The following is a 21,255-nucleotide window of genomic DNA, read 5'->3' on the forward strand; positions in this document are numbered from 1 at the left end:
GCCATGACGAGCATGAGCCGTCAGCAGTACGCGTCGATGTACGGCCCCACCGTGGGCGACAGGATCCACCTCGCGGACACCAACCTGATCGTCGAGGTGGAGAAGGACTACACCGAGGGGCACTACGGCGACGAGGCCCAGTACGGCGGAGGCAAGACCGCCCGCGACGGCATGTCGGCCGATCCGGCCTCCGGCCGGTCCGTCGCCCTCGACACGGTGATCACCAACGCGGTGATCATCGACCCGGTGCTCGGCGTCATCAAGGGCGACATCGGCATCAAGGACGGGAAGATCGCCGGGATCGGCAAGTCCGGCAACCCGCACACCCAGAACGGCGTCGACCGCCGGCTGATCATCAGCGCGTCCACCGAGGTGATCTCCGGGGAGAACCTCATCGCGACGCCGGGCGGCATCGACACCCACGTCCACTACATCTCGCCGCAGCAGGCGCAGCACGCGCTGAGCAACGGGATCACCACCCTGGTCGGCGGCGGCACGGGACCGGCCGACGGCAGCCGCGGCTGCACCACGACGCCGGGCGGGTGGAACATCGCCCGCATCCTCCAGGCCTATGAGGACATCCCGATCAACATCGGGGTGCTCGGCAAGGGCAACAGCAGCCTGCCGACGTCGCTGGAGGAGCAGATCCGGGCCGGGGCGTGCGGCTTGAAGGTGCACGAGGACTGGGGCAGCACGCCCGCGGTCATCGACTGCGCGCTGTCGGTCGCCGACGAACTGGACATCCAGATCACGATCCACACCGACACCCTGAACGAGGCGGGCTTCGTCGAGGACACGATCAACGCGATCAACGGGCGGGCCATCCACACCTACCACTCCGAAGGCGCGGGCGGCGGGCACGCCCCGGACATCCTCCGGGTGACGGGCGAGCCGAACGTCCTGCCGGCCTCCACCAACCCGACGCTGCCCTACACGGCGAACTCGATCGACGAACTGCTCGACATGACGATGGTCTGCCACCACCTCAGCTACGACGTGCCCGAGGACGTGGCGTTCGCCGAGAGCCGGGTCCGCGCCGAGACCATCTCGGCCGAGACGGTGCTGCACGACCTGGGCGTCATCAGCATCATCGGGTCGGACTCGCAGGCCATGGGCCGGGTGGGCGAGTCGTTCACCCGCGCCTTCCAGGTCGCCCACCACAACAAGGACAAGCGGGGCCCTCTGCCGGAGGACTCCGGCCGCAACGACAACTTCAGGGTCCTGCGCTACATCGCCAAGCTCACCATCAACCCGGCCCGCGCCTCGGGGATGGCCGACACGATCGGCTCCCTGGAGGACGGGAAGCTCGCCGACATCATCCTGTGGCCGGTGCACTCCTTCGCCGCGAAGCCGTCGATGGTCGTCAAGGGCGGGCTGATCAGCTGGGCGCCGATGGGCGACCCGAACGCGTCGCTGCCCACGCCCCAGCCGATCTACTTCCGGCCCATGTACGGCTCGTTCGGCAAGGCGCTGTCGAGCACGTGCGTCACCTTCATGTCGGGGGCGGCGATCGAGGAGGGCGTGCCGGAACGGCTCGGCCTGAACCGGCTGATCCGGCCGGTGCGCCAGTGCCGGACCGTCGACAAGCGGCACATGCTCCGCAACTCGACGCTCGCCGACATCCGCGTCGATCCGGAGACCTACAAGGTGACCGTGGACGGCGAGCCCGCGCACATCGAGCCCGCCAAGAAGCTGCCGTTGAACCGGCTGTTCTTCCTGGCATGAGCGCCGCCATCGAGGACCTCGGCCCGCTGCTCGCCCAGTTCCAGCTGACGGACTCCGGCTTCCCGAGCGGGATGTACACCCTTTCGCACGGGCTCGAAGGGTACGCCCAGCTCAAGCTGGTGGGCCCGGACGACCTGGGCGCGCTGCTGACGGATCTGCTCTACCACTCCGTCGGCCCGGGGGACGCCACGGCGCTGGTCCTGGCCCACCGCGCGGTCCGCGCGGGCGACTGGGACCGGCTGGCCGAGGTCGACCACCGGCTGCACGCGATCAAGCTCAGCCGCGAGCAGCGCACGGCGTCCGTCCGCACGGGCCGCCAGGTGCTCGACACCGCGGCGTCCGCCTTCCCGATCCCCGAGGCCGCCAGGCTCGCGGGACTCGTGGCGGACCGGGCGACGCCGGGCACCCACGCGGTGGTCGTCGGCGCGCTCTACGCGGGCCTCGGCGTTTCGGTCGAGCGGGCCGTCGCAGGGGACCTGTACGCCTTCGCCGCGAGCTGGGCCGCCGCGGCGGTCCGGCTGGCCCGCACCGACTTCCGCAGGGCGCAGGCGCTGCTGTGCGAGGTGCGGCCGGACCTGGAGGCGGTCGCCCGGATGGCGCTCGCGGCGGAGGACCCCGGGGACGTGCACGGCTCGGTGCCCATCGCCGACACCGTCGCCGCCGCCCATGAACGGGCCACGGCCCGGCTGTTCGTCACCTGATCGGCGATTCGACGCAGAAGGAGAGACATGGAACTGGAGAACGTCTTCAAGGTGGGGATCGGCGGGCCCGTCGGATCGGGCAAGACCGCCCTGATCGAGGCCCTGGTCCCGATGCTCCAGGACAGAGGGCGCCACGTCGGGGTGATCACCAACGACATCTACACGCAGGAGGACGCCGAACACGTCCGGCGCACCCTGGCCGGGGTGCTCGACCCCGAGCGGATCGTCGGCGTGGAGACGGGCGCCTGCCCGCACACGGCGGTCCGGGACGACCCGACGATGAACCTCGCGGCGGCGGCCGACCTGCTCGACCGCTTCGCCGACATCGACCTGCTGCTCTTCGAGAGCGGCGGCGACAACCTGACCCTCACCTTCAGCCCTGTGCTGGCGGACATGTACATCTTCGTCCTGGACACCGCCGAGGGCGAGAAGATGCCGCGCAAACGCGGACCGGGGACGACGGACTCCGACCTGCTCGTCATCAACAAGATCGACATCGCGCAGTACGTGCGGACCGACCTGGGGGTCATGGAACGCGACGCGCGGGCGGTGCGCGGCGACGGGCCGGTCATCCTGACCGACTGCCTCCTCGGCACCGGGGTCGCCGAGGTCGCCGACCTCATCGAGACGCGGGCGGGCGCGGCGTGTACCGCTCCGGCGTAGCGGCGGCGGGCGGTCCGGCGGTGGCCGACCGGCTCGCGCCGGAGCGCTACCAGCCGCGCTGGGTGCCCGAGCCGGTGCGGCGGCACGCGTGCGACCCGGACATGCTCCCGGTCGGCAGCCCGGGCAAGGTGGGCGTCCTCGAGCTCGCGTTCGAGCGGATCGGCGGCCGGACGGAACTGACCGGGCACTTCCAGAAGGCGCCCCTGCACATCACCCGGCCGCTCTACTACGACCCGGCGCGGCCGGACCTTCCGTACGTCATGCTCATGATGTCCGGCGGCGGTGTGCTCCAGGGCGACCGCTACCGCGTCGACGTGTCGTGCGGCGCCGGGGCGTCGGTGCACCTGACCACGCAGGGGGCGACCCGTCTCTACCGGATGGAACAGGACTACGCGACCCAGCTGGTCGACCTGACGGTGGGGCCCGGCGGCTACCTGGAGTACCTGCCCGACCCGACGATCCCGTTCGCCGGCTCCTGCTACTACCAGCGGATCGGCGTCACCGCGGCGGAGGACGCCACCGTGGTGCTGGGCGAGACGCTGCTGGCCGGGCGGCTCGCCCGGGGCGAGCGGCACGCGTACACCGCGTACTGCGGCGACATCGAGGTCCGCGATCCCGACGGCCGGCTGATCTTCGCCGACCCCGTCCGGCTGGTGCCCGCGGAGCGGCGGGTCACCGGACCCGCGGTGATGGCGGACTTCGGGGTCCTGTCCTCGCTGTACGTCGTGACACGGCTCCGTCCCGCGCAGGAGGTCGCCGACGTCCTGCACGAGGCACTCGCCGCCACCGGGCTGCGCGCGGGGGCCGGTGTGCTTCCGGGGGACCGGGGGGCCTGGGCGCGCATGCTCGGCGACCGGTCGCCCGAGGTGCTCGCCGCCTTCACGCTGGCCTGGGACGCCGTCCGCAGGCTGCTGCTTGGCGTGCCCGCGCCGGACCTGCGCAAGCAGTGACGCGGCCGCGCCGACGAGGACGAGGAGGAGCAGCACCGTGGCAGAAGCGGGTGAACACCTGGGGCGCAGGCAGCGTGCCGAGGCTTCGGCCCTGGACCGGACGGGAAGCCCGATGGTGCGGCGCCTGGGCGCACCGGGCGCGGCCCTGCTCGACGTCGCGATCGGCGGGGCGATCGGGGCACTGGCCCGCTGGCTCATCACCGAGGCGATGCCGGGGGCGCAGGAGGGCTTCCCGTGGGGGACCCTGCTGGTGAACCTCCTCGGCTGCCTCTTCATGGGCGTCCTCACGTCCTACCTGCTCAAAGGGAGCCCGCACGCCTTCGTCCGGCCGCTGCTGGTGACCGGTTACCTCGGCGGCTTCACCACGTTCTCCCACCTCATCGACGGGATCCACGCGCTCGACCGCACGACGGGCTGGGAACTCGGCCTGGGCTACGCGGCGGCCAGCGTGCTCGGCGGCTGGATCGCCATCGTGGTGGGCCTCTGGGCGGGCGCCCGGGTGCCGCACCGCCGCACCGGGGGAGGGGGTGCCCGGTGATCGCGCTGCTGATCCTCATGGGCGGGGCCTTCGGAGCCGTACTGCGCTATGTGCTCGACACGGCCGTCAAGAAGCGGGCGGGCAAGGCGTTCCCCTGGGGGACGCTGACGGTCAACGTCCTGGGCGCGGGCATCCTCGGGGCGCTGCACGGCGCGAGCGTCGGCACGGACTCCGAGGCTTTGCTCGGCACGGGCTTCTGCGGTGCGCTGACGACGTTCAGCACGTTCGAGCTCGACACCGTCCACCTCTTCCAGGACGGCAGGTTCCTCAGGGGCGCGGTCAACGTCGTCGCCTCGCTGGGGCTGGGGCTCCTCGCCTTCACCCTTCTGCACGCCCTCTTCCGGTGGGTCTGACGGCTCGGCCGCGGCGGAGGAGGGGGCGGGGACATGGCGACGGGCGGTTCCCGCACCGATACCCGGGGCTGGCTGAGCCGGGCGGTCGCCTGGTCCGACGCGCCGCCGGCCTGGTCGGAGGCGGTCTGCGCGGCGATCGGCCTCGGCGTGGCGGCGGCCGTCTCGACGGGCACGGGAGACCCCGTGGCTGGATTGTTCCTGGCGTCCGGGATGGTGCTGGCGGCCGTCCGCGCGGACACGGGGTCCCGCCGCGCGCGCCTGCTCGGCATCCTCGCGGCCCAACTGGCCGGCGCGCTGGGCCTGGTCATCGGACAGCTCACGCACGGGCACGGCTGGGGGACCGTGGCCGTGACGACCCTCGTGGCGCTGGTCTGCGGGCTGATCAGCCCGATCGGGAAGATCGTCTCGACGGCGGCGATGAGCCTGCTGTTCCTCGACGTCACCGGGACCGGCCTGCCGTCGTCGGAGTCCTGGTGGACGCCGCCCCTGCTTCAGCTCACCGGTGGGTGCCTGTATTCGCTGCTCGTGGTGCTGAGCTGGCGGGTGCCGGGCGCGGAGGCCGACCCGGGGCGCCGGTCCGTCGCCGCGGTGTACGCCGGGATCGCCGATCTCGTCGCCTCCCCGGTGCGTCCCGGCGGTGCGGAGGCGGCCGTCAGCGAGGCGGTGGACGCCGCGGAGGACACGCTGCTGCGCTACCAGATCCCGGTCGCCGGAAGGCGCGACTCCGAGACGCGGTGGCTGATCGCCCTGCTGAACGCCGCTTCGCCGCTGATGGAGGCGGTCACCGTGCTCGTCCGGTCCCGGAGCCCCGCGCCGCCCGGCCTAGCCGAGGCCGTGCGCCTGCTGGCCGACGCCGTCAGGTCCGGGCACAGGGACGCCGCCATCCCGCCGTTCGAGGGCGACCCCACCTTCGCCCGGCCCGTCGGCGACGCCCTGCGGGTGCTGCGCGGCGACTTCTGGGACGGGCCCGACGCGGTCGGCATGCCCCGGCCGCTGCCGGAGCGGGCCGGAGAGGCCGTGCGCACGGCCCTCTACTCCGCCTCGTCCTGGAGGTACGGCTTCCGGCTCGCCCTGTGCATCGGGATCGCCTCGGCGATCGTGGAGTTCCAGGGCGCTCCGCACTCCCTCTGGATCTCCGCGACCCACTCCTTCTGGATTCCGCTGACCGTGGCGATCGTCCTGAAGCCCGATCTCGGCTCGGTCTTCGTCCGGGCGCTGCTGCGCGCGCTCGGCACGGTGGTCGCCGCGGTGCCCACGCTGCTGCTCCTCGTCGTCGTCCCGCGCGGCTGGGCCGCGGTCCCGCTCGCCGCGTTCTTCGGCGGGCTCATTCCGCTGCTCAAGGGCAGGTCCTACGCCATGCGCGCGGTGACGGTCACCCCGGTCATGCTGTACCTGCTGGACACGGTCTCCTCCCTGCCTCCCGAGGAGCTCGTGCTGGCGCGGCTCGCCGACACCCTGCTCGGCTGCCTGATCGTCCTCGTCTTCGGGTACGCGCTGTGGCCGCGGAGCTGGCGCGTCCGTCCGCGTGAGCGGGCCGCCGACGCGCTCCAGGAGATCGCGGCCTACCTGGAAGAGGCCTTCACCGCCCCGGACGCCGCGAGGTCACGGGACCGGCGGAGGATCCACCGCTCCCTGAACGTCTTCCGCGCGCGGATCGACCGGATGCTGGCAGAACCGCCCCCGGCCAGCCGCGCGGGGGCCGGGTGGCGGCCCGTCGTGCTGGCGCTCGGCCGTCTCGTCGACGCGGTCACCGCCGCCGCGGTGCGGGTGGAGAGCGGGCACACGCCGCCGTCGCCCGCCGAGGTCCGGACGATCGCGGCGGAGCTGCGGGAGAGCGCGGCGGACGTCCGCGCGGGCCGGCCGCCGCGGGCCGGGGAGGGGCCGCCCGCCCAGGGGGTGCTCCGCGACGTGGTCGCGGAGATCGGCGTGGTGCGCTCGATCCTGCCGCGGTGACGCGTTCCGGCTCCTCACCGCCAGCGTTCGGCCCCGGGGCGCCCCGCCGCGACGAAGGCGGTCACGGCGCAGGCGGCGAGGACGAGGACGGCGGCCCAGAGCGGAGCCGTCGGGTGCACCGCGCGGCGCAGTGCGCCGGAGGCGAAGGCCCCGGCCAACAGCGCGCAGATCGAGACGAGCCTGCGGCTCTGCCTGACCGGTGCGACGGACTCGGCGAACAGCGAGGTGAGCGTGGTGGTGACGACCGTCGTGTTGAGGTCGCGCACCCGTAGGGCGCGCACGATCGCGTACTCCCAGCCGAGGGAGAAGGCGAGCATCATGATCACGGCGCGTCTCGGCAGTTCGTCGGCGAACCCGTAGCGGGTGCCGACGACGACGGCGCCGCAGACCAGGGCGGCCTGGACCGCGGTGCCCGCCGCGAGCCGCCGCCCCCGGTGCAGCGGCCGCAGCCGGGACCGGGCGGCCCGGCCGGCGCAGATCGCCCCGGCCGCGAAGGACAGCAGGGAGAGGGCGGCGGACAGCGGCGTGCCGAAGCCCGCGATGCCCAGACCGAGGATGATGATGTTCCCGGTCATCGCGGCGACGAAGACGCTGCCGAGATCGAGGAAGCTCGTCGCGTCGACCATGCCGGTCGTGAACGCGAGCAGGACGAACAGCGCGGGAAGCGGCCCGTCCTCGCCGGCGGCACCGGTCACGGCGGCGCTCCGGCGCTCATCCGATGCGCAGCTCGGTGTCGAGGCCCTCGGCCTCCTCGCGGGCGCTCGGGCGCAGCGCGCACAGCTTGTCCACGATCACGCCGATGAGGTAGGTGAGGACGAACGTGTAGCAGCCGACGGCGATGATCGCGACGATCTGCTTGCCCAGCAGGGAGATGGAGCCGCCGTAGAACAGCCCGGCGGTGGGGCTCCCGTACTTGCCGGTGGCGAAGAGCCCGAGCAGGACCACGCCGACGATGCCGCCCGCCCCGTGGATGCCCACCACGTCGAGGGTGTCGTCGTAGCCCACGGACGTCTTGACCTCCACGGCCCAGGTGCAGACGAGGGCCACCACGATGCCGATGACCGTCGCGCCGAACAGGTTGACGTACCCGCAGGCGGGCGTGATGGCCACCAGGCCGGCGAGCGCGCCGGTGGTGCCGCCCAGGCGGGAGAACCGCCCGAACCGCCACCGCTCCAGCATCATCCAGACGAGCATCGCGACGCAGCCGCACATCATCGTGTTCACCACGGCGTTGGCCGCCAGGGCGCCGTCGGTCAGCGCGGAACCGCCGTTGAAGCCGAACCAGCCGAACCACAGCAGGCCCATGCCGGTCATGACGAGGGTGACGTTCTTCGGCTGGGGCGGACCCTCGCGGCGGAACCGCAGGCTCGGCCCGAGCACCAGCGCCAGCGCCAGCCCGGCGATGCCCGAGTTGAGCTCGACGACCAGGCCGCCCGCGAAGTCCAGCACGCCCCACTTGTTGATCCAGCCGCCCTTGGAGAAGACCCAGTGGGCGATCGGCAGGTAGACCAGCGTCACCCAGATGACCCCGAAGACCATCCAGGGCCCGAGCCGCACCCGGTTGGCGACCGAGCCGCTGATCAGGGCCAGCGTGATGATCGCGAAGACCAGCTGGAACAGGGAGTAGACGTAGAGCGGGATGACGCCCTGGAGCACCGACGGGGTGGTCTTGAAGAACTCCCAGTCTCCCCAGCCGATGAGGCCCAGCCCGCCGGCGTCCTTGCCGAAGGCGAGGCCGTAGCCGTAGAGGAACCAGACGACGGTCACCACGGCGATCGACACGAAGCTCATGTAAAGAACGCTGATCAGGTTCTTCGACCGGACCATTCCGCCGTAGAACAGCGCGAGCCCCGGCGTCATGAGCAGCACCATCGCGAAGCTCACGAGCACCCATGCCGAATCCCCGGTATTCAGCCCAATCGACATGCCGCGCTCCCCGTCCCTGGCCGTTTCCCAAGATCATGGCCCCGGAAAGCGGCCGGAAAACGCCGAGCCAGGGCGACACGGAGGAAAATTCCCCCAAGAACCGTTGCCCGACTCCGGTTCTGTGATCGTGTGCGGGTTTCGCCGGGGCGGACGGCGGCGGGGTCCGGTGGCCTGGCCCGCCGCGCGTCCGGGCCGTCAGGCGCCGTCGTAGGCGGGGTCCTCGGCGCGGAGCATCCAGTACTGCTTCTCCAGCGCCGCGGTGACGGAGATGAGCAGGTCCTGGGTGACGGGGTCGGCGGTCCCGGTGTCGGAGATGCGGCCGCGCATGCGGGGGATGAGCGCGCCGTAGAGGGTCGCGAAGACCTCGAGCGCCTCGGCGACCGTGATCGGCCCCGGGGGGAACGGGCGCGGGCCGCGCGCGGCCACGGTGACGGGACGGCCGTCGGGCGAGACCCCGAGGGCGGAGGCGCGTTCGGCGACGTCGTCGGCGAACGCGCGGGTGGTCTCCACGATCTCGTCGAGGTGCAGGTGGAGCGAGCGGAAGCCGGGCCCGCGCAGGTTCCAGTGGGCCTGCTTGGCGTTCGAGGAGAGGTCGAGGAGGTCGACCAGCGAGTCCTGGAGGGCCTGGCCCGCGGTCTTCCGGTCGGCGGGGGGCAGCGGCAAGGGCAGGTCGTTCATGGCGGAGTCCTTCGCGTAGGGGAGGTCGATGGGAAGCGGCGAAAGGCTCACTGGACGTAGTCCTTCACCTGGGAGGCGGGGCGGACCTGCGCGGCGGAGGGGTCCGCGCCGAACTCGCGGAGGGCGCGCCGCCGGCGCAGGAGGTCCCAGCACTGGTCGAGCTCGAGCTCCAGCGCGCGCAGGCGGTGCACGGTCCCGCCCTGCGGGGCGCTGCGCAGCGCGTGCTCCTCGGCGAGGACCTCGTGGACGCGCTCGAGGATGCTTTGGTCGTTCATGGCACTCCAATCGAGGGGAGGTGTCATCGGGCGGTCCCCTTCCCGGCGCGGGCGGCGTGCGACGCGGTCGGCGCGCGGCCCGGCGACGTCGGTCCGTACGGCGGGAACCCGGGGAGCGGCACGACGGGCGCGGCTCCCGTGCTCCGCGCCGCTCTCACGTCCGGCATGGGCCCTCCGCTCCGGCGCCGTCCGGACCGTCCGGGCGGCATCCCACCACGGTGGCCCGGGAGGACCCCGCAGGGCATGACATGAATGAGTGAGATCGTGGGGTCCGCGGTGCGGCGGCGCGGTCGAGGAGCGGCCGGTGTACAGCCGTGTAGTCCTCGCCACCTGCCTTGGCCGGTCGGCGGGAGCGGAACGCGTGGGAAGGGGATCGGATGACGGGCGGGGCACAGTGGCCGAGTCGGCTGCGGATCGCGCAGGCGCCGATGGCGGGCGGGGCGGCCACGCCCGAACTCGTCGCCGCCGTGTGCGGGGCGGGCGGTCTGGGCTTCCTCGCCGCCGGCTACAGGTCCGCGGCGGCGATGCGGGAGGAGATCGCGCGCACACGGCGGCTCACCTCGGGCGCGTTCGGCGTGAACGTGTTCCTGCCGACGGCCGACGCCGCCGACGCGGAGGCCGTGTCGGCCTACGGGGCCGTGGTCGAGCCGGAGGCGCGCAGGCTCGGCGTGGGCCTGGGGACGCCCGCCGGGGGAGACGACGACTACCCGGCGAAGATCGAGGCGCTGCTCGCCGATCCGCCCGCGGTCGTCGGCTTCACGTTCGGCCGTCCGGATCCCGAGGCGGTCCGGCTGCTGCGGGAGCGCGGGGTCCTGGTCCTCGCGACGGTCACGTCGGCGGAGGAGGCGCGGCAGGTCGAGGGCGTCGACGCGCTGTGCGTGCAGGGGGCCGAGGCGGGAGGGCACCGGGGCTCCTTCGCGAACGGCCCGCTGGAGGGGGTCCCGCTGGACCGGCTGCTGCGCGAGGTCCGCGCGGCGGTGCGGCTACCGCTCGTCGCCGCGGGCGGCCTCGCCACGGGCCGGGACGTCGCCCGCGCGCTCGCCGCCGGAGCCGACGCGGCGATGGCCGGGACCGCCTTCCTCCTGTGCCCGGAGAGCGGCACCGGCGCCACCCATCGGCGCGCCCTCACCGACCCGGCGTACGACCGCACCGCGATGACCCGGGCGTTCACCGGGCGGCCCGCCCGCGGCCTGGCCAACCGCTTCCTCGACGCCTACTCGGCGCTGGCGCCCGCGGCCTACCCGCAGGTCCACCATCTGACGTCCCCGCTCCGCAAGGCCGCCGCAGCCCAGGGCGACGCCGACGCCCTGCACCTCTGGGCCGGGACCTCCTGGCGCGGTGCCCGAGCCGTCCCGGCGGCCGAGGTGGTGGCGGAACTCGCCGGCTCCTGACGCTCGGTGGCGCACGCTCAGGCGGTCCGCAGGACGCCGCCGACGGAGGTGTCCCGGGCCCGGCCGAGGGGCGCGACGGGACGGTCTCCGGCCGCCCGGTCCCAGCGGGGCGCGGACGAGGAAGGGTGCCGCGCCACGATGAACAGACCGGGCACCTTGTCCCAGCCGACGAGCCGGAGCACCCGCACCAGGTGGGGCGCGACCGAGCAGAGCACGAGTTCGCGGCCCTCTTCGCCGAGGCGCCGCGCCGCCTCGGCGAACAGCCGCAGCCCCTCGAGGCCGCAGAAGTCCACGGTCGCGAGGTCGAGGTAGATCTCGCGGTTCCCGTGGCGCACCGCGGCGTCGACGGCCTCCGCGACCTCTCCGATGGTGCAGGAGTCGATGTCGCCGAAGAACCGGAGTCCCGACCGGCCCGCGAAGGCGGTGATCCGCAGCAGCGCGGAGTCCGAGACGACCGCGCCGTCCGGCGCGTCCGAGCCGAGCACCTTGTCCGTGTTCGTGATGAGTTCCATGTCCGTGCCTCCCGTTCGGTGTGCGACCCATTTTCCGCAGGCCGACGCCGGACGGCATCGTGCGAACGATTGATAGTTCAACCGAACTCGCGTCCCACCGGACCCGCCCGCGCCCAGCGGGGCGTCAGGATTCGGGGGGCTTGGGGAGGGGGGTGGTGAGGTGGACGATGGGGAGGGCGCCGTCGGTCCGGCGTTGGCGGAGCGCCTTCTTGTCGAGTTTGCCGACGCTGGTGAGGGGGATCTCGGGGACGAAGGACCAGTATTCGGGGATCCACCAGCGGGCGACCTTGCCGGTGAGCCAGGTGCGGAGTGTCTCGCCGTCCAGGTCGGCGCCTTCGCGGGTGACGACGATGGCACAGGGTCGTTCGTCCCACTTGGGGTCGGGGACGCCGATGACGGTGGCCATGGTGACGTCGGGGTGGGCGGCGATGGCGTTCTCGAGTTCGACCGAGGAGACCCACTCGCCGCCGGACTTGATGACGTCCTTCGCCCGGTCGGTGATGCGGACGTGGCCTTCGTCGTCGAGGGTGCCGATGTCGCCGGTGCGGAGCCAGCCGTCGTGGAACTTGTCGCCGTCGTCGTCGCCGAGGTAGCGGCCGGTGATCCACGGGCCGCGCAGTTCGAACTCACCGATCGTGGCGCCGTCGGCGGGCAGGATCTCCAGCGTCTCGGGGTCGGCGATGCGGACCTCGACGCCGGGCGACACCCGGCCCTGCGACAGCCGCCGGGACATCGCGGTCTCCGGGTCGGTGCCGCGCGGCGTCTTGGCGACGGTGACGAGCGGGGACGTCTCGGTCATCCCCCAGCCCTGCACGATCGAGACGCCGACCTCCTCGAAGCCCTCCACGAGGGCGCGGGAGACCGCGGCGCCGCCGATGATCACCGCGCGCAGGGCGCTCAGGTCGTGGCCGGGCTCGGCGCGCACGACGGTGAGGACGTCGTTCCAGACGGTCGGGACGCCGTTGGCGAAGGTGACCTTCTGTTCTTCGACGGCGCGGACGATGTTGGGGGCGTTGAGGAACCTGTCGAGCAGGACGATGTCCGCGCCGAACCACCAGCAGGTGTAGGGGTATCCCCAGGCGTTGGCGTGGAACATGGGGACGACGATCAGGTTGCGGTCGTCGAAGCCGATGTTCACCGCGTTGTAGGTGCCCTGCGACATCGAGTGGATCGCGATCGACCGGTGGGAGTAGGCGACGCCCTTGGGATTACCGGTCGTCCCGGTGGTGAAGCACATGGTGGCGGCGTCGCGCTCGTCGACCTCGACCCAGGCGCGCTCCGTCGGTCTGCCTTCGAGGAGCTCGGCATAGGTGAGGACCTTCTTGCCGGACCCTTCGAAGTGGGCGGGGTCGATGGTGCCGTTCACGATCACGGTGTGGACGGTCGGGAGCTCGTCCCACAGGGGCGCCAGCGTCCCGGCCAGGGACTCGTCCACGATCAGCACCCGGTCCTCGGCCTTGGTGATCGTGTAGACGAGCTGGTCGGGGAACAGCCTTATGTTCGCCGTCTGGAGCACCGCGCCCATCGCCGGGACCGCGAGGTAGGCCTCCAGATGCTCCTGGTTGTTCCACATGAACGTGCCGACCCGCTGGTCCCCGGTGACCCCGAGGGCCTCGAGCCCGTGGGCGAGCTGCGCGGCCCGCCCGGCGACCTCCGCGAACGTGGACTCCCGCCACGACCCCGGCCCGGTCATCGTCACGACCTTCCGCCGTGCGTGCCACCGCCGCCCGTGCCGCAGGATCGTCGCAATGCTCAGCGGCACGTCCATCATCGTGCTCTTCATCGTGGCCTCCCCGTCCTCAGTACTCGCCGATAAATCGGTCACTCGACACTAGTGATGGCGTTTTCTGGACAGATGGCCGACCCGTAAGCAGCTGCTTTCGCCTGGGGGCGCCTCTGTCGGCGGGGGAAGGGCACGATCTCGGGATGCCCGCTCATGGTCCCGGATCACCATGTGGAAACAGGGCGGCAGGGCACGGGCTCCGTCACGGGGCGCGGAGGGGAAGTCCGGTGGCCGCCCGCGCGGCCGGCGGACTACGGGACGTTCCCGCGCGGGTCGTAGGACGCGACCCCGTGCTCGGCGGCCAGGGCGCCGGCGATGCCGTCGTAGGAGGCGGCGTCGCCTGCCCCGCCGGGGATGAGGAGGAGAAGCGGGCCTTCTCCGCGTACCTCGTAGCGCAGGACGGCTCCGTCCACGTCGAGGCGTCCGGTGACGCGATCCGTCATGACGGGTCTCCTTCGGCGGGCGAGGGCCAGTGCTCCAGGAGGGTGTGCAGGGCGTCGAGGCAGCGCGCCCACGAGTCTTCGGGCGAGCGCGAGTGCGCGAACCCTCCGGCGGCCTCCAGGGCGGTGAAGCCGTGCAGGGTGCTGCGCACGAGGCGGACGGCGTCGGTCAGGTCGGGCTCTGCGAGCGTGTAGGCGCGCAGCATCCCGTAGGTCAGCTCGACCGCACGGCGCGGCCCCGGCGCCTTGGCGGCCACCTCGGGGTCGATCCCCACGGGGATCTGGGTCGCGGTGTAGCGCCCCGGATGGTCGTGGGCGTAGCTCCGGTAGGCGTTCGCGTACGCCAGGAGGGCGTCCCGCCCGGACCGCCCGGCCATGGCCTCGGCGATCCGGATCGTCTTCTCGTCCGCCGCGAGCAGCGCGATCCGGCCGCGCAGGTCCTCCAGCCCGCGCACGTGCGCGTACAGGCTCGCGTCCTTCACTCCGAGCCGGCGCGCCAACGCCGACATCGTCACATGCTCGAGCCCGACGTCGTCGGCGAGTTCCGCCCCGGCCAGCGTCACCCGCTCGGCCGTCAATCCGGCGCGCGCCATCGGCACCACCCATTCCTAGACTCCCTAGAACATAACTAGGGGTCCTAGTTCGTGTCCAGGGATATGAGGAATTGCCGGATGGGCTACGGACGTCACCGGACGGAGGGGGAGGCGGCACCGTTGGTTCTCCGTCTTGACGAGGACTCGCAGCGCGATCAGATCACTCGTGCGAGTGATGACGGGTGGTGCGCCGCCGCACGACCATGGGACGAGTTCCCGATCGAGAGGGAGCCGAGCAGTGAAGGGAGTGCCGCCGTGCGCAAGGTCGTGATGGCCCTGGCCCTGGTCATCGGTCTGCATCTCGTGGGCCGTGCCTTCGCCGAGCCCTTCGTCATCGACATGGGCGACCCGACCACCTACCAGGCGGATTGGGGCGGCCCCACTCTCCCCGGCGTCCTCTTCGTCCACTGTGCCCCAGGCGCCGTCTCCGCCTACCTCATCACCCGGATCGCCCTCAGGAAGTTCCGCCCCATGGCGGCCGTGGGTTGACCTCGCGGATCGCGGGGCGGGCAACGCCTCAGGGTGTCCCTGTTCGGCGGTCGCCTCGGACTCCTCCGGCAGCGCGGCACAACGGAGGCGCGGCCCGGGAGCGTCGTCGATGAAGTCAGGTGTTCGTGGGTGGTTAGCGGGCGTTCGGGTGTTTAGCCTGAGGGTGGTCGCGAGGAGCGGGGGACTGATGCGGGGCAAGGCTGTGGGGGCGGTCGTCGCGGGGGCCGCGGTCTTGTGGGGGCTCTCCTCTCCCGCGGGGGACGGAGTCCGGGCGGTGCCTTCTCCGTCGATGGGGTCGCCGGCCCCGGGGCGGGATGCGGAAGGCGGAGCCGCCGGAGGGACGGCACCGGTGGCCCCTTCGCCGGAGGTGAGCGACGCGGGACCGGGGCCGGTGGCGCCCGCCGAAGCGGTGGAGAGCGATGCGGGAGAGGTCGAGGCGGTGGGGCCGGAGGACCGGGCGGCGGGCGATGGAGCGGGGGCGGAGAAGGTCGACTGCCGTAAGCGGAAGTGCCTGGCGTTGACGTTCGATGACGGGCCGGGGCCGTACACGCGGGATCTGCTGCGGGTACTGCGGAAGGCCGAGGTGCGGGTGACGTTCTTCGTGGTCGGGCCGCGGGCCAGGACACGGGAAGGGGTGCTCGCGCTGGCGCACGCCGACGGGCACCAGATCGGGGTGCACACCGAGAACCATCTGGAGCTGACGAAGCTGTCGGACTCCCGGATCCATCGCGAGATCGACCGTACGCTGCGGACGATCCGGACCCAGACCGGGGAGCGGCCCGTGCTGCTGCGTCCGCCCTACGGCGCGACGAACCCACGGGTCGCGGCGCAGGCGCGCAGGCTCAAGGTCGCGCAGATCCTCTGGGACGTCGACCCGGTCGACTGGCGCGACCGCGACACCGCGGTCGTCACCCGGCGCGTCATCGCCGGGTTCCACCGCGGCGCCATCATCCTCATGCACGACATCCACCCGACGACCGTCGCCGCCGTCCCGCGCGTCCTCAAGGCCGCCGAGGCCAAGGGCTACACCCTCGTCACCGTCTCCGAACTCCTCGGGACCACCAAGCCGGGCAAGGTCTACACCGACGCCCGCCCCTGACCGGCCGCCCCACCGACGACCACCCCCGACAAGGCCACCCCACCCCACCCACCCCACCCACCCCACCCGCGCCCTGCCGCAGTCGGCGGCCGCGGGCCGCCCCGGCCCGCAGCGCAGACCGGGGCGGGCGGGCTCTCACCGGCGCCCCCAACACGATCGGGGCACCGTCGACAGGAATGCGCCGGTGCCGTCCGGCACCTCTTACCGGCACCGCCGACGGGTGCCGAACGCGGCGATTGCCGGGCGGGGGAGGTCATGGGTGCTCGGGGTGCCGGGGTGCCGGGGTGCCGGGATGGCGGCCGGTGCGGGGCGGGCTCAGGAGAGGCGGTCGGCGGCCAGGCGGGAGACGAGGCCGGGGATGCCCCAGGACTGCTCGTCCTGGGGGGAGGCGCCGTACAGCTTGTTGACGAGCTGGTACGGGTCATCGGCGAGGTCGTAGTACTCGCGGAAGACCACGCGGCCGCTGCCGACGGGGACGCCCGCGGGGCCGGTCTGCAGCGCGTAGTACTCGGTGTACTGCTCGGTCTTGCTCACGTAGGAGGCCCACGAGTGGGGCGGGCGGCGGTCGCCGCCCTGCCGCCAGAACTCCAGGAGGAGGTGGTCGCGCTCGTCCGGGCCGAGGACGGACCTGCCGTCCTGGGGCGTGCTCGGGGTGACGCCCGCGGCGTCCAGGACGGTCGCCGAGACGTCGATGTTGGCGACGATCCTGTCGTCCTTCGTGCCGGACGCGAGGCCGCCCGCGGGCCACGACAGGAAGAAGGGGACCTCGTAGGCGGGACGGTAGGGCACCGACTTCCGTCCCCAGCCGTGGTCGCCCCACAGATAGCCGTTGTCGCCGATGAAGATGACGAGGGTGTTGTCGAGCTGCCCGGTGGCTTTCAGTTCGTCGTGCAGGGCGCCGACGGTGTCGTCCACCGACATGAGGGTGCGGGCCTGCTCACGACGGACGGTCCGGCCCCGGGACAGGGAGGTGTGGGCGTCGCGGAGGTACGGGGGTTTGTCGCTCTTGTCGGTCTCGGCGACGGACGGCCGCCCCTGCCACGCGGAAACGGGCGCGTCCGCGTACTGCTCCTCGGGGGTGAAGGGCGCGTGCGAGCCGTACGGGGCGACGTAGGCGCACCAGGGCCTCGGGTCACGGGTGCCCTGCCGGACGAACTCGAGGGCGAAGTCGCGGATGTGGTGCGTGGTGTACCCGGGGAGCTTGGCGATCTCCCCGTTGCGGTTGAACCTGCCGTCGACGTACCCGACGGGGCTGAGCACCGCGAAGTCCTCGAAGTGCTCCGGCGGCATCTTGATCCGCCATTCGTTCAGGTACTTGCCGAACATGCCGTTGCGGTACCCGGCGTCCTTGAGATGCCGCTGGAAGGTGGTGTTCTGGTCGAGGTTCAGCTTGAGGTAGTTGTCGCGGACCCCGTGGTTGTGGGCGTAGCGGCCGGAGAAGATGGACGACCGGGACGGGCAGCACAGCGGGGTCGTCGCGTGCGCGCTGGTGAACTCCACACCCTGGTCGACCAGCCAGCGCCGGGTCTTGGGCAGCGCCTCCGCGAGGTACTTGGGCTGGTCGTCGGTGACGATCACGAGGATGTTCGGCCGGGAGTCCACGGGCTGCGCCCCGGCCTCGTGGACCTCCGCGACCTCCTGCACCGCCTGGACGGGGGGTACGGTCGCCGAGGGCGCGCACGCCGTGCTCCCGGCGGCGGCCACGGCGGCGGCGGCTCCTGTCAGGAACCCGCGCCGTCCCAGCTGTACTTCCGCACCCAAGAGGTCACCTCATCTTTTCCGCAGGGCGAGATCCCGGCGCGTCGGCCATACACAGAGTGCTGCAAAAGCGAAGAATCGCCTAGGCCCTAAACCATACTTTTCCGGTATGGAATACGTCAATCTTGGCCGCGGGGGAGCCTGCGGGAGCACGGGTGCGCATGGCCGCCGGGTCCGGTCCGGTCTGAGCCTCAAAGACCATATCGGTGCGGTGCGAGCCGGGGTGGGGTGTTGCGAACGTAGATCGAACGACTTGCTCGGCGCTCCGCCGGGGCGCCGGTGCGTGCTCCCGGTCCCGTCGCGAGAGGGCGCCCTTCGGGCCGCCGCGGCACGTCCGCTAGGCTATGACCATGAGTGATCGGATGGTGACTTGGCGCAATGTCGCCTCATCGTGCGTTTCGCTCCTCCTCGTCCTGGTGTGCGCGATGCTGCTGGGGCAGGTCACCGGGAGCGGCGCCCACGCCGCGTCCCATCTGCCGGCGCCCGGAGCCGCGGTCGCCCGGTCCGCCGCCGCCACCGCGACCATCGCGGAGTGCCAGACCGGGCACCACCACCACGGCGAGAGCTGCGCCGCGGAGTCGCCCGTCGCCCTGGCCGCGGCCGAGCAGTCGCCGTCTCCCACGGCGTCGGCGCGCTGCCCGCTGCCGGCCGAGCCGGGCCCATCGCCCGCCCGGAGGACCCTCGAAGACCGGGTGGTGTTCCGCACCGGCGCGGATCACCTGGTCCTGCTGTGCACAAGGCTGACCTAGCAGCCGTCCGCGCCCGCTGAGCCGACGCGCTCACCGGACCTCGACGCGCCTCGCGTCCCGCTTCCCGCATCGCCGGCCTTCCGTCGGCCATGGCGCCGCCGCCCGCGTTCCCGCGGACGAGCCCGCGCCCGTCAGCCTTCTGCCACGCCTTCCTTTGGGGTGCCTTCATGTCGGTCTTCACCTCTTCCGCCCTCCCGCTTCCCGACCCCGCCCGTCCCGCCGCGTCCATCCCCACCGGTGGTCTCCTGACCGCGGGACGGGCCTGTCGCTCGCCCCTCGAACTCGTCGGCGACACGCCGGTGCTGTGGGTGAGCGAGCCGTTCTCCGGCGCGGACCGAGGCTTCTGGGCGAAGCTCGAAGGCGGTAATCCGGGCGGGATCAAGGACCGGGCCGCACTGGCGATGGTCGCCGCGGCCCGCGCCCGCGGCGACCTCGCGCCGGGCGCGCCGATCGTCGAGTCCACGTCCGGGACCTTCGGGATGGGCCTCGCCCTCGCGGGGATCGTGCACGGGCATCCGGTCACCATGGTGACCGACCCGGGGCTGGAGCCCATGATGGCGGGGCTGCTCGCCGCGCACGGCGTCCGCGTGGTGATGGTCGACACCCCCGACCCGGTGGGCGGCTGGCAGGAGGCGCGGCGCAGGACCGTCCAACGGCTGATGGCCGCCGAACCCGGCGCCTGGTGGCCGGACCAGTACAACAACCCCGACGCCGCCGCCGGGTACACCGGCCTCGGCCTGGAACTCCTCGCCCAGCTCGGCCGGGTCGACGTCCTGGTGTGCTCGGTCGGCACCGGAGGGCATTCGGCGGGGGTGTTCGCGGCGGTGCGCGACCGCTTCCCCTCGGCCCGGCTCGTCGGCGTCGACACCGTCGGCTCCACGATCTTCGGCCAGCCCGCCCGCAGCAGGCTCATGCGCGGCCTCGGTTCCAGCATCTATCCGCGCAACGTCGCCTACGACCTGTTCAGCGAGGTGCACTGGGTGGCGCCCGCCGAGGCGGTCTGGGCCTGCCGCGCGCTCGCCGCCCACCACTACGCGACGGGCGGGTGGAGCGTCGGCGCGGTCGCCCTGGTCGCCGGCTGGCTCGCGCGAACGCTGCCCGCCGAGACGCGCATCGCCGCGGTCTTCCCCGACGGCCCCGCGCGCTACGCGGGCACCATCTACGACGACGCGTACTGCGCGTCCCACGGCCTGCTCGGCTCGCCGCCCGCCGAGCACCCGGACGTCATGGACCATCCGAGCGAGCGCGAGGCGATCCGCTGGACGCGCTGCCGCGCCGTCACCGACCCGGCGCCGGCCCCGAGCGCGGAGGACGAGCCCCGATGACCCGTCAGGCGAAGCGGTCCTTCAGCCGATCGGCCCGGCTGCTGATGGTCAACCAGTTCGGCATCAACCTCGGCTTCTACCTGCTGATGCCCTTCCTCGCCGACCACCTGTCCGAGGGCCTGGGCCTGACCGGCGCGCTCGTCGGCATCGTCCTGGGCGTGCGCAACCTCAGCCAGCAGGGCATGTTCCTGGTCGGCGGGACCCTCGCCGACCGGTTCGGCCCGAAGCCGCTGATCGTGGCGGGCTGCCTGCTGCGGACCGGCGGCTTCGCCCTCCTGGGCCTGGTCGACACGCTGCCGGGCCTCGTGCTCGGCGCCGCCGCCACAGGGCTCGCGGGCGCCCTGTTCAACCCCGCGGTCCGCGCCTACCTCGCCGCGGAGGCGGGGGCGCGGAGGGTCGAGGCCTTCGCCGCCTTCAACGCCTTCTACCAGGCGGGGATCCTCGCCGGGCCCGTCGTCGGGCTCGCCCTGACGGCGGTGGGGTTCCGGACGACGTGCCTGACCGCGGCCGCGGTCTTCGCCGTGCTGACCGTCGCGCAGCTGACCGCGCTGCCGCACCGGCCGCCGACCCCGTCGGGCCGGCTGCCCGTCCGCACCACGTGGAGGCAGGTGCTCGGCGACCGCCGCTTCCTCGCCTTCTCCGCCGCGATGTGCGGCACCTATCTCTTGTCCTTCCAGACCTACCTGGCACTCCCGCTCGCCCTGCGCGCGCTGGATCCGGGCGGGGGCCGGGCTGCTGTGGCCGTCACCGCCATGTTCGCCGCGGGCGGGCTGCTCACCGTGCTCGCGCAGACCCGCCTCACCGCGTGGTGCGCCCGGCGGTGGAGCCCGGGCCGGGCGCTGGTCCGGGGGAACGCGCTGCTGTCGGCGGCCTTCCTGCTGCCCGCGCTCACCGGCGCCGCGGTCCCGGCCCGGCCCTCGCTCGCCGGGTTCGCGGTCGCGGCGGCGCCCCTGCTGGCGACGGGCGTGCTCATCGCGTGCGCGACGATGATCACCTTCCCGTTCGAGATGGACGTCATCGTGACGCTGTCCGGCGACCGGCTCGTCGCCACCCACTACGGCCTCTACAACACCATCGCCGGTGTCGGGATAGCCCTGGGCAACCTGGGCGCGGGGGCGGCCCTGGACCTGGCCCGCCGCCTCGGCGCGCCGGCCCTGCCCTGGCTCGCGCTGGCCGCCGTCGGCGCCACCACGACGGCGGTCCTGCACCGGCTCGGCAGCACAGGCCGCCTGACGGCCGGGCACCCCGCGCCGATCGAGGCGAACGCGCCCTGACCCGCGCTCGACCGCCGATGAGCCTTACGGAACAAGGCTTGTCGGCGGTCGAAGCGCGCGCTCGCATCGGCCTGGAGCCG

Annotated in this window: 22 protein-coding genes; 13 read left to right on the plus strand and 9 right to left on the minus strand. The window is 72.8% G+C overall.

All coding sequences use genetic code 11. The annotated features are described in order from the left end of the window. Window positions 1–3 precede the first annotated feature (3 nt). The 7 genes from ureC to EDD29_RS15160 are packed head-to-tail and all read left to right on the plus strand — an operon-like array spanning window position 4 to window position 6,883. Entirely contained in the window at window positions 4–1,725 is a 1,722-nt protein-coding gene (ureC, locus tag EDD29_RS15130; protein WP_123665023.1) for an urease subunit alpha, read from the plus strand. Then, on the plus strand, window positions 1,722–2,426 hold the full coding sequence (locus EDD29_RS15135; protein WP_123665024.1) for an urease accessory protein UreF: 705 nt from the start codon (window positions 1,722–1,724) through the stop codon (window positions 2,424–2,426). Before ureC ends, EDD29_RS15135 begins: the two co-directional genes overlap by 4 nt. Before the next feature lie 27 nt (window positions 2,427–2,453). Further along, window positions 2,454–3,089 (plus strand): urease accessory protein UreG, encoded by a 636-nt coding sequence (ureG, locus tag EDD29_RS15140; RefSeq protein ID WP_123665025.1) that lies wholly within the window; start codon window positions 2,454–2,456, stop codon window positions 3,087–3,089. 20 nt (window positions 3,090–3,109) lie between these two features. Beyond that, window positions 3,110–4,039 (plus strand): urease accessory protein UreD, encoded by a 930-nt coding sequence (locus EDD29_RS15145; protein ID WP_246052777.1) that lies wholly within the window; start codon window positions 3,110–3,112, stop codon window positions 4,037–4,039. Between the two features lie 37 nt (window positions 4,040–4,076). Then, window positions 4,077–4,577, plus strand: coding sequence for a FluC/FEX family fluoride channel (locus tag EDD29_RS15150; protein WP_211359731.1), 501 nt, complete (start codon window positions 4,077–4,079; stop codon window positions 4,575–4,577). Further along, the gene (gene crcB / locus EDD29_RS15155) at window positions 4,574–4,930 is read left to right on the plus strand and encodes a fluoride efflux transporter CrcB (protein WP_123665027.1); all 357 of its coding nucleotides are present in this window, start codon (window positions 4,574–4,576) and stop codon (window positions 4,928–4,930) included. The genes EDD29_RS15150 and crcB overlap by 4 nt, the downstream gene beginning before the upstream one ends. A gap of 33 nt (window positions 4,931–4,963) precedes the next feature. Beyond that, window positions 4,964–6,883, plus strand: coding sequence for an FUSC family protein (locus EDD29_RS15160; RefSeq protein ID WP_123665028.1), 1,920 nt, complete (start codon window positions 4,964–4,966; stop codon window positions 6,881–6,883). Between the two features lie 14 nt (window positions 6,884–6,897). Here EDD29_RS15160 and EDD29_RS15165 read toward each other — a convergent pair whose 3' ends face one another. From EDD29_RS15165 to EDD29_RS15180, 4 genes are all read right to left on the minus strand, one after another. Beyond that, entirely contained in the window at window positions 6,898–7,578 is a 681-nt protein-coding gene (locus EDD29_RS15165; RefSeq protein WP_123665029.1) for a YoaK family protein, read from the minus strand. 16 nt (window positions 7,579–7,594) lie between these two features. Then, window positions 7,595–8,809 carry an ammonium transporter gene (locus tag EDD29_RS15170; RefSeq protein ID WP_123665030.1) on the minus strand — a complete coding sequence of 405 codons (1,215 nt, stop codon included), beginning with the start codon at window positions 8,807–8,809 and terminating at the stop codon, window positions 7,595–7,597. A 195-nt stretch (window positions 8,810–9,004) separates the two neighbouring features. Beyond that, window positions 9,005–9,538 carry a Dps family protein gene (locus EDD29_RS15175; protein WP_246052779.1) on the minus strand — a complete coding sequence of 178 codons (534 nt, stop codon included), beginning with the start codon at window positions 9,536–9,538 and terminating at the stop codon, window positions 9,005–9,007. Beyond that, window positions 9,535–9,762, minus strand: a complete 228-nt coding sequence (locus EDD29_RS15180) for a DUF2630 family protein (RefSeq protein ID WP_123665031.1) — start codon at window positions 9,760–9,762, stop codon at window positions 9,535–9,537. The genes EDD29_RS15175 and EDD29_RS15180 overlap by 4 nt, the downstream gene beginning before the upstream one ends. 377 nt (window positions 9,763–10,139) lie before the next feature. Here EDD29_RS15180 and EDD29_RS15185 point away from each other — a divergent pair, with 377 nt between their 5' ends. Beyond that, window positions 10,140–11,153, plus strand: a complete 1,014-nt coding sequence (locus EDD29_RS15185) for an NAD(P)H-dependent flavin oxidoreductase (protein WP_211359732.1) — start codon at window positions 10,140–10,142, stop codon at window positions 11,151–11,153. Window positions 11,154–11,170: 17 nt separating this feature from the next. Here the strand turns inward: EDD29_RS15185 and EDD29_RS15190 are convergent, their stop codons facing one another. From EDD29_RS15190 to EDD29_RS15205, 4 genes are all read right to left on the minus strand, one after another. Then, window positions 11,171–11,665 carry an STAS domain-containing protein gene (locus tag EDD29_RS15190; protein ID WP_123665033.1) on the minus strand — a complete coding sequence of 165 codons (495 nt, stop codon included), beginning with the start codon at window positions 11,663–11,665 and terminating at the stop codon, window positions 11,171–11,173. Window positions 11,666–11,789: 124 nt separating this feature from the next. Next, window positions 11,790–13,448 carry a long-chain fatty acid--CoA ligase gene (locus EDD29_RS15195; protein ID WP_123665034.1) on the minus strand — a complete coding sequence of 553 codons (1,659 nt, stop codon included), beginning with the start codon at window positions 13,446–13,448 and terminating at the stop codon, window positions 11,790–11,792. A gap of 251 nt (window positions 13,449–13,699) precedes the next feature. Next, the gene (locus EDD29_RS15200; protein ID WP_211359733.1) at window positions 13,700–13,891 is read right to left on the minus strand and encodes an alpha/beta fold hydrolase; all 192 of its coding nucleotides are present in this window, start codon (window positions 13,889–13,891) and stop codon (window positions 13,700–13,702) included. Next, the gene (locus tag EDD29_RS15205; RefSeq protein ID WP_123665035.1) at window positions 13,888–14,481 is read right to left on the minus strand and encodes a TetR/AcrR family transcriptional regulator; all 594 of its coding nucleotides are present in this window, start codon (window positions 14,479–14,481) and stop codon (window positions 13,888–13,890) included. Before EDD29_RS15205 ends, EDD29_RS15200 begins: the two co-directional genes overlap by 4 nt. 255 nt (window positions 14,482–14,736) lie before the next feature. Here EDD29_RS15205 and EDD29_RS15210 point away from each other — a divergent pair, with 255 nt between their 5' ends. Then, entirely contained in the window at window positions 14,737–14,970 is a 234-nt protein-coding gene (locus EDD29_RS15210) for a hypothetical protein (RefSeq protein ID WP_123670491.1), read from the plus strand. Window positions 14,971–15,319: 349 nt separating this feature from the next. Next, window positions 15,320–16,069 (plus strand): polysaccharide deacetylase family protein, encoded by a 750-nt coding sequence (locus EDD29_RS15215; RefSeq protein ID WP_246052781.1) that lies wholly within the window; start codon window positions 15,320–15,322, stop codon window positions 16,067–16,069. Window positions 16,070–16,384: 315 nt separating this feature from the next. On the opposite strand, the gene EDD29_RS15220 is transcribed toward EDD29_RS15215, so the two are convergent. Next, the gene (locus EDD29_RS15220) at window positions 16,385–17,830 is read right to left on the minus strand and encodes a sulfatase family protein (protein WP_170201416.1); all 1,446 of its coding nucleotides are present in this window, start codon (window positions 17,828–17,830) and stop codon (window positions 16,385–16,387) included. 347 nt (window positions 17,831–18,177) lie between these two features. Here EDD29_RS15220 and EDD29_RS15225 point away from each other — a divergent pair, with 347 nt between their 5' ends. The 3 genes from EDD29_RS15225 (at window position 18,178) to EDD29_RS15235 (ending at window position 21,175) form a co-directional block, all read left to right on the plus strand. Continuing rightward, on the plus strand, window positions 18,178–18,576 hold the full coding sequence (locus EDD29_RS15225) for a hypothetical protein (protein WP_148085967.1): 399 nt from the start codon (window positions 18,178–18,180) through the stop codon (window positions 18,574–18,576). Between the two features lie 167 nt (window positions 18,577–18,743). Next, the gene (locus tag EDD29_RS15230; protein WP_123665038.1) at window positions 18,744–19,901 is read left to right on the plus strand and encodes a PLP-dependent cysteine synthase family protein; all 1,158 of its coding nucleotides are present in this window, start codon (window positions 18,744–18,746) and stop codon (window positions 19,899–19,901) included. Further along, complete coding sequence (locus tag EDD29_RS15235) at window positions 19,898–21,175, plus strand: MFS transporter (RefSeq protein ID WP_123665039.1); 1,278 nt, start codon at window positions 19,898–19,900, stop codon at window positions 21,173–21,175. Before EDD29_RS15230 ends, EDD29_RS15235 begins: the two co-directional genes overlap by 4 nt. Window positions 21,176–21,255 lie beyond the last annotated feature (80 nt).

Source organism: Actinocorallia herbida (genome assembly GCF_003751225.1).
GTDB lineage: Bacteria > Actinomycetota > Actinomycetes > Streptosporangiales > Streptosporangiaceae > Actinocorallia > Actinocorallia herbida.

What these genes read in the sequence shown, in the direction of transcription:
- EDD29_RS15185 (WP_211359732.1), top strand. Translation starts at nt 10,140, where the DNA reads ATGACGGGCGGGGCACAGTGGCCGAGTCGGCTGCGGATCGCGCAGGCG.
- EDD29_RS15135 (WP_123665024.1), top strand. Translation starts at nt 1,722, where the DNA reads ATGAGCGCCGCCATCGAGGACCTCGGCCCGCTGCTCGCCCAGTTCCAG.
- ureC (WP_123665023.1), top strand. Translation starts at nt 4, where the DNA reads ATGACGAGCATGAGCCGTCAGCAGTACGCGTCGATGTACGGCCCCACC.
- EDD29_RS15200 (WP_211359733.1), bottom strand. Translation starts at nt 13,891, where the DNA reads ATGACGGATCGCGTCACCGGACGCCTCGACGTGGACGGAGCCGTCCTG.
- EDD29_RS15225 (WP_148085967.1), top strand. Translation starts at nt 18,178, where the DNA reads ATGAGTGATCGGATGGTGACTTGGCGCAATGTCGCCTCATCGTGCGTT.
- EDD29_RS15195 (WP_123665034.1), bottom strand. Translation starts at nt 13,448, where the DNA reads ATGAAGAGCACGATGATGGACGTGCCGCTGAGCATTGCGACGATCCTG.
- EDD29_RS15205 (WP_123665035.1), bottom strand. Translation starts at nt 14,481, where the DNA reads ATGGCGCGCGCCGGATTGACGGCCGAGCGGGTGACGCTGGCCGGGGCG.
- ureG (WP_123665025.1), top strand. Translation starts at nt 2,454, where the DNA reads ATGGAACTGGAGAACGTCTTCAAGGTGGGGATCGGCGGGCCCGTCGGA.
- EDD29_RS15170 (WP_123665030.1), bottom strand. Translation starts at nt 8,809, where the DNA reads ATGTCGATTGGGCTGAATACCGGGGATTCGGCATGGGTGCTCGTGAGC.
- EDD29_RS15180 (WP_123665031.1), bottom strand. Translation starts at nt 9,762, where the DNA reads ATGAACGACCAAAGCATCCTCGAGCGCGTCCACGAGGTCCTCGCCGAG.
- EDD29_RS15190 (WP_123665033.1), bottom strand. Translation starts at nt 11,665, where the DNA reads ATGGAACTCATCACGAACACGGACAAGGTGCTCGGCTCGGACGCGCCG.
- EDD29_RS15230 (WP_123665038.1), top strand. Translation starts at nt 18,744, where the DNA reads ATGTCGGTCTTCACCTCTTCCGCCCTCCCGCTTCCCGACCCCGCCCGT.
- EDD29_RS15160 (WP_123665028.1), top strand. Translation starts at nt 4,964, where the DNA reads ATGGCGACGGGCGGTTCCCGCACCGATACCCGGGGCTGGCTGAGCCGG.
- EDD29_RS15235 (WP_123665039.1), top strand. Translation starts at nt 19,898, where the DNA reads ATGACCCGTCAGGCGAAGCGGTCCTTCAGCCGATCGGCCCGGCTGCTG.